At 45.8% G+C, this 11449-nt stretch carries 11 protein-coding genes; 5 read left to right on the plus strand and 6 right to left on the minus strand.

Going from position 1 to position 11449, the window contains the following annotated elements:
- Positions 1-1452 (plus strand): glycoside hydrolase family 32 protein, encoded by a 1452-nt coding sequence (locus DYE48_RS07230; RefSeq protein ID WP_115823164.1) that lies wholly within the window; start codon positions 1-3, stop codon positions 1450-1452.
- A gap of 71 nt (positions 1453-1523) precedes the next feature.
- On the opposite strand, the gene DYE48_RS07235 is transcribed toward DYE48_RS07230, so the two are convergent.
- The gene (locus tag DYE48_RS07235; protein ID WP_115823045.1) at positions 1524-2228 is read right to left on the minus strand and encodes an SgrR family transcriptional regulator; all 705 of its coding nucleotides are present in this window, start codon (positions 2226-2228) and stop codon (positions 1524-1526) included.
- Positions 2229-2830: 602 nt separating this feature from the next.
- Entirely contained in the window at positions 2831-4330 is a 1500-nt protein-coding gene (locus DYE48_RS07245; RefSeq protein WP_208639641.1) for an esterase/lipase family protein, read from the minus strand.
- Positions 4331-4528: 198 nt separating this feature from the next.
- Between DYE48_RS07245 and DYE48_RS07250 the strand changes: the two genes are divergently transcribed.
- A complete protein-coding gene (locus tag DYE48_RS07250) occupies positions 4529-4897 on the plus strand; it encodes a hypothetical protein (protein ID WP_089650642.1) in 369 nt (122 codons plus the stop codon).
- Between the two features lie 56 nt (positions 4898-4953).
- Here the strand turns inward: DYE48_RS07250 and ymzB are convergent, their stop codons facing one another.
- On the minus strand, positions 4954-5295 hold the full coding sequence (gene ymzB / locus DYE48_RS07255; protein WP_167355967.1) for a protein YmzB: 342 nt from the start codon (positions 5293-5295) through the stop codon (positions 4954-4956).
- Between the two features lie 240 nt (positions 5296-5535).
- On the opposite strand from ymzB, the gene DYE48_RS07260 reads away from it, so the two are divergent.
- The 3 genes from DYE48_RS07260 to DYE48_RS07270 all read left to right on the plus strand — a co-directional run bounded on the left by DYE48_RS07260 (position 5536) and on the right by DYE48_RS07270 (position 7921).
- Positions 5536-6234: an LppM family (lipo)protein gene (locus tag DYE48_RS07260; protein WP_115823047.1), complete on the plus strand. Its 699-nt coding sequence runs from the start codon at positions 5536-5538 to the stop codon at positions 6232-6234.
- Positions 6235-6319: 85 nt separating this feature from the next.
- The gene (locus tag DYE48_RS07265; RefSeq protein WP_115823048.1) at positions 6320-6868 is read left to right on the plus strand and encodes a histidine phosphatase family protein; all 549 of its coding nucleotides are present in this window, start codon (positions 6320-6322) and stop codon (positions 6866-6868) included.
- A gap of 141 nt (positions 6869-7009) precedes the next feature.
- Entirely contained in the window at positions 7010-7921 is a 912-nt protein-coding gene (locus DYE48_RS07270; protein WP_115823049.1) for a hypothetical protein, read from the plus strand.
- A 122-nt stretch (positions 7922-8043) separates the two neighbouring features.
- Here the strand turns inward: DYE48_RS07270 and DYE48_RS07275 are convergent, their stop codons facing one another.
- The 3 genes from DYE48_RS07275 to DYE48_RS07285 form a co-directional block, all read right to left on the minus strand.
- A complete protein-coding gene (locus DYE48_RS07275) occupies positions 8044-8664 on the minus strand; it encodes an NUDIX hydrolase (RefSeq protein WP_115823050.1) in 621 nt (206 codons plus the stop codon).
- 61 nt (positions 8665-8725) lie between these two features.
- Positions 8726-10669 (minus strand): ABC transporter permease, encoded by a 1944-nt coding sequence (locus tag DYE48_RS07280; protein WP_115823051.1) that lies wholly within the window; start codon positions 10667-10669, stop codon positions 8726-8728.
- A complete protein-coding gene (locus DYE48_RS07285) occupies positions 10659-11420 on the minus strand; it encodes an ABC transporter ATP-binding protein (RefSeq protein WP_115823052.1) in 762 nt (253 codons plus the stop codon). The genes DYE48_RS07280 and DYE48_RS07285 overlap by 11 nt, the downstream gene beginning before the upstream one ends.
- Positions 11421-11449 lie beyond the last annotated feature (29 nt).

An 11449-nucleotide genomic window follows, 5' to 3' on the forward strand; every position in this document is an offset into this window, starting at 1 on the left:
ATGAGTAAAGATCAGGAATTACGCCAGGCCGCGTTTGAAGAAGTTGGAAAATACAGGGATCTTGTAGAGGCAGATCCTTATCGGCTGCACTATCACATCATGCCACCCATTGGCCTTTTGAATGACCCGAACGGCTGGATTCAGTGGAAAGGGACCTATCATCTGTTTTACCAATGGATGCCGTTCAAAACTGGGCATGGGGCGAAGTTCTGGGGCCATTATTCGTCCGAGGATCTCGTCAACTGGACGCATGAAGATATTGCTCTTACTCCCTCTGAGTGGTTTGAGAAAAATGGCTGCTATTCAGGTTCTGCGATTGAACATAATGGCGAGCTATATGCTTTTTACACAGGGAACGTGAAGGATGAGGAAGGCAATCGCGAGTCGTATCAATGTCTTGCTGTTTCAGATGACGGCATTCATTTTGATAAAAAGGGACCGGTCGTACATCTGCCGGAAGGATACACGCCACACTTCCGTGATCCGAAAGTGTGGGAGCAGGATGGTTCTTACTTTATGGTGGTCGGTGCTCAGACGGAAGACTTGAAGGGAGCAGTCGCACTGCTTCGAAGTGAGAATTTACATGAGTGGACCCATGTCGGCGTCTTAGCTGGCGGGGGAGCAGGCCGGCTAAGTGAGTTCGGTTATATGTTCGAATGCCCGGATCTGTTTGAGCTGGGTGGCGAGGATGTGCTTGTTTTTTCACCCCAGGGGCTGGAGCCTGAAGGGATGAAGTATCAAAACGTCTATCAGGCGGGCTATGTTGTCGGGGCGTTTGACTCTCAGAATGGATCCTATGAGCATGGTGACTTTTATGAGCTGGATCACGGCTTTGACTTTTATGCACCACAGACGACGGAAGATGAGCAAGGCCGCCGTATTTTGTTCGGTTGGATGAGTGTGCCGGACCAGGATGAACCAGACCACCCGACTGTGAAGCATCAGTGGCTGCACAACATGACGTTGCCGCGCGAACTAAAGCTTGTAGACGGAAGAGTCTATCAAACACCAGTAGCGGAGCTTGAAGGTTTACGTGACAGTGATGTGGTGGAACGAGAAGTGGAGCTTGATCACGAGACACTTGAAGTGGACGGGGTCAAAGGTAAAGCAGTAGAGCTGAAGCTGGAGCATATCGATGTTTCTGAAGGTTGGTTCGCGCTTGAGATGGGCGGAGCTGCACGTCTCGTTTATTCCAGTTGGCAGAGAATCTTTACATTGGAACGTGAAAGTTACGTGGACGGTGTCGTTGAGAAGCGTCAGACAGAAGTTGCGGAGTTAAAGGATATGCACATCTTTATCGATACGTCGTCTGTAGAAGTGTTTGTCAACAGTGGCGCACATGTCTTCACCGCCCGCTTCTACCCAGCACCTAACGACGAAAGCATTCGGTTCACCGCATCAGACAAAACAACCTTCAACCTTAAAAAATGGGATTTGAGGAAAGTGTTTTAAATTTCCATTATCTGTATGACCTGGTACACCATATTATGGTATGTAAAATCATAAAAGAAGCCGGAGCTCGCTTAGAATGCGTCTAAGTAAGCTTCGGCTTCTTTTTTGGTGGGGAAGATTTTGTTGTGACCCATTTCGTCCATCCGCTGTTTCAAGTATGGATACATGTATTCAGCATGTGTGTAGAGAGCGATAGCTGAAGGTTTTTTAGAGACGACGAGGGAGCGGAGTTCTTCCATTTCCCCTTCTACATCAGGGGTGTTGATTTTTTCACCGTTCATATCAATAAGGATCGTAAATCCTTCCGTCGCGTGCTCCAAGCTTTCTTTGATGGCGCTGCAGTAAATAGCAACGTTTTCTTTGGTGATAAGTTCGCGTATATTAATAAACTGTCTTTGTATGGCCGGATCGTAATAGACAATAAATTTCGAATGGTAGTACCAGTCTGTCAGCTCTAGCATGATTGAGGGGGCTTCTGTTTCCACGCGAATGAACGCTTCATTTTCCCGGCCGTCGAAAATCATACTCTTGAAGAATTGAAGCTGCGCTTCTTCTTTTGTCAGATGAAAGATGATGGACGAACGATTTCCGCGCCCGCGTCCAGGGATCCAGGTCAGCCACCCCGCCTCTTCCATCTTTTTTATGATGATTCTTAAATTCCTTAGTGTGTAAAAGAGATCATCCGCCAGCTGCTGCATGGTGACGTCCACTTGCTCTTCTTCTCCTACGTTATGAAAATGTGTACGCAAACGAATATAAGTTTCCTCAAGCTTCACGGTCTTCTCATCTCCTCAAAAGCGGAATTTTACCTGCATGACCTTTGCCTCTTTATCTCTCTCTATTCCTGCTATGATTGAATTAGAAGTTAAAAACAGTATAACACTTTACTGTGGGAATACGGACGTGCATAGAGTTCTCCATTTTTATCAACCTGTTTATCAAGTGAACCTGCTTAGCTCTGTTTAAGCTTAAATCATTGAGCTGGCTTTGAAAGAATTTATAACAGGTTTGGAAATGGTGGTTTCAGTATTTTAAGGACATTAATATTAGTACGAACGTAAGGGGTAAAAATATGGTTAAATTCATTTTATTTATACAGAAGGTCGTTGTAAGGTTATTATCGATGAATGGGTGTTTGCAAATCACCGCAATAAAGAATGGACGGCATTTCAGTTTCGAAATCATTCTAACTAAAAAGAAGCGCATTCCTTTAAATTGGAGAGCCATTCCCATCTCGGTGGGATCAGGAGATGACCATAAAAAAAGAAAAGTTATTCATGAGAGTGATTAGGTGGGTGCGTGATTTCCATATAATGTATGACCTGGTACACCAATATATGGGAAAAGACGGTCCTTTTCAAAGGGACCGTCTTTTTGTTTATGGTGCGTGGAGTTTGCCTTTGTCATCGATGTAAACGGTTTGGATGAGGGTTCGTTCGAGTGGGGTACCTTCATAGGTTCCTTCCACGTCGATGGTCATGTTGTAGACGCCTTCACCAAGGCTTGGGATCTTAAAGTCATTCCCATTCTTTTTCGCCTTCAATTTCTTCTCTTTCAACTTCCCGTTTTTATCATAGTACTCAACAGTCATATCGGTTTTTACGTTCAGTTTTTTGTTTCCTTTCACCTTCATTTGATTTCCTTCCACTTCTCCACTAAGCATGGCATCGACTGGGCTTTCGAAAGTCGTGTTCAAGAGATAGCGTTCTTTTTGGTAGGCTTTCGTTTCGAGCGTCCATTTCCCTGCTTCCGGTTTTTCAATGGTAAGGGTGTGGTGGTAGGCCCCTTTGAAAAATTCAGTATCGTCAGCCGTCACCTTAAAGTCGGCATATGTTTTTTTACTCGGTGATGCGAGTGCCAAGGAGGTATCTTTTTTGTCACTGATCCAATCAAAGGTTACGGAATCCACGCCCTTTTCAACCGCTACACTTTCCTTATGTGTCCCGGCGTATTCCCCGCCTGTGATGTAGTGGCCTGCTGGTGTCTCAGCACTTTCCGTCACAGCAGCTGTCTCGAAGCTTGCGGCAGAAGCTGAATAGAACGTTTCTTCATTTAAGTAATTTTTGAACAGGTTGAAAGTAGAGGAACCTTCTTTGATTGTCGTATGGTTCCACCTACCTACACTGATTTCAGCAGCGTAAGGAAGGCGCGAGCTTTGGACGGTTACGGCGCCGTCATTGCTTCCATAGGCACTCAAATAAAGACCGCCCCAGTATAAAGCGCTTCCAAAACTTCCCCATTTCGTTCCTCCCATTGTGTAAATAGGGGTGTTGTACACATTAGCGTGGCTGTCTGTTACCGAGCGGTAATAGTCCATGTAGCCGGTTTGGAGCGAGTATGTGCCATCATTTTTACTTCCTATGATGCCGGCAAGCCATCCCGCCCAGCTGCTGTATGCGAGGTCTGCAAGCTCTGAGCCGCGGTGGGGTGAGGATAAGGTGATCACACGTTCGATATACGGATCTGCTCCGTAATGAACGAGGGCGGACTGGGTATCCACACCGCCTTTACTATGAGCGACGACGACGACTTTTTCACCGAAGTAGTTGTAGACCTCCTGTACTTTTTGAGCTAAAAGAGCTCCGTTATCCCACATGCTTTTTCCAGCATTGAGATCAATGAAAGCTGTTTCGTAGCCGTTTTGATAGGCTGTGGCATACATATTATTATTTTCATACCAAGTGTCAGAGGAGCTGTTCAATCCATGTACAAAAAGGATGGGGTGGGAGTTGGCAGCAATGGAGGAAGGGGTTGTTCCGACATACCATTCGCCGGGGTTACCCGAGGAACCATCCTTGATCGACCCGGCCAAACTGACAGATGGTACGGTGAGAAAAAAGGCAGTAAAAACGACGAACCACTTTTTGAAATTAATCATTCCCTGTCTCCTTATAATAAAGTTTTCGGGATTCGTGAAGGTTGTCCCTGGTGTGTCCCCTTCTATACCATTCTCTATAGGAAATTCATTTCCTCCATTTGGAAAATAGGAACTTTTGTTGAAATATGTTTCTAAGACCTTCCGCATCCAGGGGGGCTCACATAGGATAAATTATGAGTAAATGGGGGAGGAATGAGGATGTCCCACAGAATCACTTCAGGTAATCGTCTTCTTTTCGTTACAGAACCAGGCGGGCAGGTCATCGAGGAAGGACAAACGGTCGATTTGACGGAAGAATATCCGGCGGGCATCGATGTCAGCCCTTTTTATACGATTCGGGTGGCTGGAGGAAACCGAGTGGTCTCAGAAGGAGCCGTCACGTTCAAGTTACTTATGAAAGTCAATCAGGTCAGTTTTTTAACCCTTGATCAGATAACGGTGTATCCGGGAGAAAGGTTCAACCGTACCTATAATGTACCGGGGCTGGGCCTTGGGATAAAAGCGGAAGCAGAAAATGGTTCGGGCGTGGACGCTGTCGATTTAGTTGTGATCGGGTTTAAGTTTTAGGATACAAAATAAGAACTTAAAAAAGGACGCCTCCGCTAAAAGACGTCCTTTTTGCTTTATTCTTTTTCAATTGTATAGGTCCCCCGAGCAGTCTCCAATGTGAAGCGGTCATTCAAGAACTGATACCGTGTCGTATCCTCCAATGGAATTTCATAGTAGGCTGAGGGCAGGGGCTGGGCGCTTTGCGCATCGGTTTCTGTCTGTCCTTGTCCATGTAAGTAGAGCGCGTGCATCGGTGTGTATTCATCGAGCCGGCGCGTGTGAGTTTCATAAGATATGTGGTCAAGGTTCATGGTAATGGTATCTTCATCCCGTAGTTCGTGTTTTTTGATGCGGATGTTTTCGCCGTGCCACTGCTGTAATTGCTGGTTGAATTCTTCAATCGTCAAATCGTTCATGCTGATCCCTCCTGCATTTATCTTTTCCACAAGGCTTGTAAACATGCAGGTGATGCTTCCCATATCATGGTAAAATAAATGGCATAGCTTTTATCCAGTTGTGATATCGATCAATTTGCGGATATATCAATTTAACAGGGAATATATCAGTTAAATGTAGGATTTATCGGCTGAATTCAGGATTTATCAATGAAAGCATGATTTCTTACATATAAATCAGATGAAGGAGGGGACCAACCCATGAGAAAGACGGGACAAGTTTTTATGCTGCTCCTTTTGTTAACTCTTTTAACCGCCTGCGTGGAAGGGGACCTCAAGCTGAAGATCAATAAAGACGGAAGCGGCGAACATACGGTTACAGCAGGCGTCGAAAAAGAGGCACTGAATCGCTTCGGAGACCGGGCTGAAAATATGATGAACTCTGTTTCTGGAGAGCTTGAGTCAAAAGGTTACGAAGTTGAATTCTATGAGGAGAATGGTTTTACTGGTTTTCGGGCCAAAAAGAACTTCGAGAATGTGCAGGAGATGGAAATTCTCCCTGTGTCCGGCGGAATGACTGAAGCAGGGGTGGCGCCTGCGATTGGCAATATTCCTGTCGAGATGACGACTGAAGGTGGGCTTTTTACAACGACGTACAAAGTGGAAGCAGCGCTCGACCTCTCGAATTCAGGTGTGATCGGCGGGATGCAATCTCTCGTCGCGGATCAGCTTGATTTCACGTTTACACTCGACCTTCCTCTAAAACCGAAGTCGCACAACGCCGATCGTGTGGATGGGGATGAATTGCAATGGGACATCCGGACAGCTGGTGAAACGAATGTAATGGTGGAGATGGTCGTGCCGAACGTAAAAAACATAATCATCGCAGCGGTTGCTGGAATTTTTCTTCTTTTTCTTCTCGTATTTCTATTTAAAAAAAGAAAAAAGAAAAATGATTAAGAATCCCCGTTATGTTATGGGGATTCTTTTTTGTCACACAGACGAAATCTATTCAGAATAAAATAATGAAAAAGGGGTGTGTCATATGGATCAAGTCTTATTGGAAAAGTTGCAAGAGGGAGGGTACACACTGTATGTCCGCCATGGAGAAGCGAATGTCGGAGTGGATCAGCCTGATTTTTCGTTCCAAGACTGTTCGACACAGCGGAACCTATCGGAAAAAGGGAGAACTCAGGCAGAAAGGTACGGACACGCGATCCGTCGGTTGAACATCCCTGTCGCTTCCCCCGTCTTCACCAGTCCCTTTTGCCGCGCGAAAGAATCCGCCATACGTGCGTTCGGTGCAGAACAAACGCTGATTGATCCCTTCTGGTCCAACGTTTATCAGCTCAACACCCCGATTTCTCCATACGTGCAATCCGCTATCCTTACACGTCTTTCTGCTTTTCTTGAACAGCCACCACCTGAAGGAGCAAACCGGTTCATAATAGCCCACAGTTTTCCAAAAGGTATTGCGTTTGGCACCATTCCTAGTATGGGAACTATTGTCGTAAAACCTTATGGGAAGGGGCGTGGATTTTCCGTTGCCGGTCACTTTACCATTGAGGAACTTGAAGAGTTTGTAAAAAATTAAGTTATCACTTTCCTTTATTCGACAAGAACAGGTATAGTAAACATAGATATGAGCAACGGTAGACGGTGCCTTCAGAGAATCCTGTCACATCCCGACGTCTACATTGAGAACCCGCAGCAAAACACTCATGGAGGGTATACAATGTTCAACTCGTTTAAGAAAAAGAAGAAGGGATCGATGACCATCATCATCACAGTATTGTCTCTTGCCATCATTGGGGCTTGTACTGTTGGACCTGACGAAGCGGAAGCGAAAAGTTGGAAGAGTGAGATGAATTTGACGGAGGATTTGAAGTATTCCGCAGAGGCGACCATACGACTATACATTCAGTTGTGTAAAGAGGAGCAAGAATGGCTTCCTTTCAAAGATGCCTTAGAAAAGATTGATGCCTTGAGCAAAGTGGAAGCGATGGATCTTTACTTGGAGAGTTACTACAAAAAAGTGAAGCCGAAAGATATTCGTGACATCGTCAATGACGTATATGGCATTGACCTTGAGGCGGTGTCTGATCTTGGTGCCGGCAAGCAGACAAGTACCTACTCTGACGAAGTTCTCGGGTTGGTGAGACAAGCACTTGATGAAGAGGTTAGTGATGGGGCCATCACCAACATGGAAAAGATAGAAGTGATGGACTTATACTGGGAGGCCTTCGACGGAAAAATGTCCGGCGATGAAATAAGGAAGATGATCAACGCTATCTTCGGCATCAATTTGGCAGGCATATCCGGGCTTGAAGGTACAGGCGTTGCGCTTTTTTCAAAAGAACAGTGGATTTCCCATTATGAGAACGATTTGTTTGTTGTCCATACAGGAGTGGATGATGTAGACGTGTGGGTTTACCCAACGGATTACTTCAAGGAGCAGACAGGAATGGAAGAGAATCCTCGTCAATTGGAAGTAGCCCTGACCGCCTTAGGCTTTGAATATAGTGAAGAGAAAGAAGCGCTTTATTACGCTAATCCTACAGGAAAGTCTGTGCCTGACAACTTCAAAGGTCAGACGCTCGGGACGATTATTGGTGTAATCAAGGAAGAGTATGAGGGGCTGAACTAGGGAGAGGGAAATGAAAGGACGTTCGTAAGGGGAATTTCAAGCTTCAAGGATTTTGAAGATATGATGGGATGGATAAAAAAGGTGCCTGCCTATGTTCTGTAGAACATAGGCAGGCACCTTTTTTATTTTTTCAGGACATCCACAAAATGGGAAACGATCCTTGCTGTCATCCCCCAAATCACTTTATCTCCGTATATATAAAAATATTCCTCAAGCTGACGCGTCCGCCAGTTGTATTCTTCTCCGCCGGGAATCAAATCAAATGGAAAATTCGCTTCCGGCTGGGCTTCGAAATGTACGTAGTGGATGCGCGGTCCATTTTCCAAGAAAAAGGAAAGCGGCACCGTAAACACTTCACGGACTTCATCGGGGTTGCGGATGAGTTCGTCTTCGGTCACATCTAAATACCCTGCAAACGTGTAGACGATCATGCCGAAGGGGGAAATCAGGTAGTCGAGCGGATGGACTTCTGTGAACTGTCCAGACTTGACGCCTAATTCCTCTTCCGTCTCCCGGATGGCGGCCTGTTTGGCAGAAGGGTCCTCAGGATCAATTTTTCCACCTGGGAAACAAATCTCACCGGGCTGTCTTCTGAGCTGATGAGAACGCACTTCGAAAACGACATGAAGCTCATTGTTTTTTTCGATAATCGGTAAAAGGACAGCGAACTTACGGAACTGTTCGTGTCCGAGAACAGAGGGGTTGTGTTTTTTCACTGTCTCAAAAATGGTTTTTGCGTCCATAGTTTTCACCTCGTTCTTTTACTATACCAGAACATCCTTCGGAATAGAAAAGAGGCACTCATCAGAGCGCCTCTTTAATGATTTTTTTGTAATAAAGAACAGACAGCAGTCCGAAAATTGAATAGAAAGCGGTGTAGAGCCCCATGACGATCAGCATCGGGGTCCATAGTTCGGTGCCGAAAAAGAACCAGCCCGATTGGACGGCAAAGTAGCTGTGCAGGAGACCGATCAGTAGCGGAATGCCGAAATTAAACAGCTGCTTTCCTTGAATTCCCCGTAGGAGGTCGCCGCGGGTGAAGCCGAGTTTTCTTAGAATCGTATAACTTCCTTTTTCGTCTTCACCTTCGTCCATCTGCTTGAAGTAAAGCACACAACCGGAGGTGATTAGGAAAGTGAGGCCTAGGAAGCCGACGATAAACATGACGAGCCCCATGTTTTGTTTTTGAGACATGGCGCTGTGCCACTGGGAGCCGTTGTCTCTCCCTTCATCGAGTCCCATATCAGCAAATATCTCGTAAGCTTTCTCTTGTTTACTTGAATCTTCGAGGTTTACACCTGTATAAAGGTTGGATTTTGTCTGGATCTCAGGGTTATAGTTTTGGCTCAGTTCTTCAAACAACGCTTTATCAACGACGCCGATCGGAAGACCGCCTGCCACGTAATAGGAAGAGAGCAAATACTCTTCTTCCAACCCTTGATATTCCAGTTCGCGCCAGTTACCGTCCAATAAAATTTGTGCCGTCCCTCCATCATGAAGGGAGATGAAGGACTGCATTAAATCCGTATAGCCTGTGAGCTTCATTTCTCCTTCATCGAGTTCGATTCCGTCTGTCTGGACTTCACTGATGACGGGGAAGGTTGTCTTTTCGGTGTTGAAGTTCAACTCTTCCAAATTCGCATCGAGGATGTCTTTAACGTTGAATTCTGCTTCATATACAGGGATTTGATTTTCTGTATAGGCGATGCCTTCCTTTTCTAGTCGGTCCATAAAGCCATCCGCCTTTTCGGGTTCAATGATGGCAAAATCATCTGGTACCGTCGTCTCGGCTAATTTTTCTGCCGAATAGTAGGAAATATACATAAGCGAAAGCAGGCTGATCGCAAGCGCGGACACTGTCGTAATCACGGTCAGCAAAAAGGCGTTCGACTTCATCCGGAACATGACGGACGACAGGGAAAGCACTTCATTGATATTCAGATAGCCGTTTTTATTTTTGCGGATCAAATTGGAAACGAAGCGGACCGACCCTTTATACAAAAAGTACGTTCCGACAATGACTGAGCCTAGGATATAAAGCATGACCAAGTAAAAGCCGTTGATCGTCGTAATGCTGCCTTCAAACAGCTGGGAAGACAAATAGTATCCGGATGCAATCAATCCGATGCCGAGCAGGCCCATCAGATGTTCCCAAACCGACAGCTTCTTCACTTTTCCTTGAGCGCTTGAAGTAACACGGAAAAGGGAAAGGATTGACTGTCTGTGAATGAATAGATAGTTCGTAGCCATGATGACGTGATAGATCCCGGCGAAAACGATCAGCGTCTGGAAAAATGCCTGGGTGGAAAAGTTGAGCTCAGCGATTTCATCAACCCCGACCACACGGAAAAAGCTCATCAGTATCAACTTGGAAATCGCAAAGCCGATAAAAATTCCGACGGTCAGGGACCCGAAATAAATGATCAAGTTTTCGATGCCTAAAATGCGTGCGATGCGGTTTTTCGTCATGCCGATCAGCTGGAACAAGCCGATTTCCTTACTTCTTCTTTTGATGAACAACGCATTGGCATACAGCAAAAAGATGGCAACGATAGCAATCAGTAAAATGGATGCAACCCTGACAGCCGCTTCGCCTTTAATCGATCCTTCCTGACTCATCGAGGGGTCATACTGTAAGGTGACGAACGAAAAATACAACGCGACACTGAAAATGAGTGCAAATACATAGAGGTAGTAGTTTTTCAGGTTCTTTTTCAAGTTGCGCAAGATGAGCTGATTAATGTTCATACTGCACACCGCCAAGCACACCCTGGGTCTTCATGATGTCCTTCAAGAACGTCTGCCTCGTCTGGTCGCCTTTATTGAGCTGCGTATAAATCTGTCCATCTCTGATGAAGATGACGCGGCTGCTGTAGCTTGCGGCGACAGGGTCGTGGGTGACCATCGCAATCGTTGCCTCGCGCTTTCTGTTCATATCACTCAGTTTATCTAAAAGGTCGGAAGCAGATTTTGAATCGAGCGCCCCCGTTGGTTCATCGGCGAAAATGATGCTCGGTTCGTGGATGAATGCTCGTGCGGCTGAGGTGCGCTGTTTCTGACCACCAGAAATCTCATTCGGGTATTTATTTTGGACGTCTTCGATGCCTAGTTCCTTCGCTACCGATTCGAATTTCGCCTGGGCCTCTTTTTTGGACACTTTGGAAATCGATAGAGGGAGGAGGATGTTCTCTTTGACCGTCAATGTATCTAATAGATTGTACTCCTGAAAAATAAAGCCGAGATGATGCTTGCGAAACTCCGCAAGCTGCTTATCTTTTTGACTCGTAATCTCCTGACCGTCGATCGTAATCGTCCCGTGACTGACGCGGTCGATGGAGGATAATACATTGAGGAGCGTCGTTTTTCCCGATCCTGACGCGCCCATGATCGTGACGAACTCACCAAGCTGGATGGAAAGGTCGATGCCCTCTAAGACGTGCTGTTTCATAAACTTGTTTCCGTAACTTTTATGAATCTTTCGTGCGACTAGTAAACTCATTTCGTTACCCCCTTCATTCTATGACTTCA

Origin of the sequence: Halobacillus trueperi (assembly GCF_003386945.1) — a bacterium.
Taxonomy (GTDB): Bacteria; Bacillota; Bacilli; order Bacillales; family Halobacillaceae; genus Halobacillus; species Halobacillus aidingensis.

What these genes read in the sequence shown, in the direction of transcription:
- DYE48_RS07245 (WP_208639641.1), bottom strand. Translation starts at nt 4,330, where the DNA reads ATGATTAATTTCAAAAAGTGGTTCGTCGTTTTTACTGCCTTTTTTCTC.
- DYE48_RS07275 (WP_115823050.1), bottom strand. Translation starts at nt 8,664, where the DNA reads ATGGACGCAAAAACCATTTTTGAGACAGTGAAAAAACACAACCCCTCT.
- DYE48_RS07270 (WP_115823049.1), top strand. Translation starts at nt 7,010, where the DNA reads ATGTTCAACTCGTTTAAGAAAAAGAAGAAGGGATCGATGACCATCATC.
- DYE48_RS07285 (WP_115823052.1), bottom strand. Translation starts at nt 11,420, where the DNA reads ATGAGTTTACTAGTCGCACGAAAGATTCATAAAAGTTACGGAAACAAG.
- DYE48_RS07230 (WP_115823164.1), top strand. Translation starts at nt 1, where the DNA reads ATGAGTAAAGATCAGGAATTACGCCAGGCCGCGTTTGAAGAAGTTGGA.
- DYE48_RS07265 (WP_115823048.1), top strand. Translation starts at nt 6,320, where the DNA reads ATGGATCAAGTCTTATTGGAAAAGTTGCAAGAGGGAGGGTACACACTG.
- DYE48_RS07250 (WP_089650642.1), top strand. Translation starts at nt 4,529, where the DNA reads ATGTCCCACAGAATCACTTCAGGTAATCGTCTTCTTTTCGTTACAGAA.
- DYE48_RS07260 (WP_115823047.1), top strand. Translation starts at nt 5,536, where the DNA reads ATGAGAAAGACGGGACAAGTTTTTATGCTGCTCCTTTTGTTAACTCTT.
- DYE48_RS07280 (WP_115823051.1), bottom strand. Translation starts at nt 10,669, where the DNA reads ATGAACATTAATCAGCTCATCTTGCGCAACTTGAAAAAGAACCTGAAA.
- ymzB (WP_167355967.1), bottom strand. Translation starts at nt 5,295, where the DNA reads ATGAACGATTTGACGATTGAAGAATTCAACCAGCAATTACAGCAGTGG.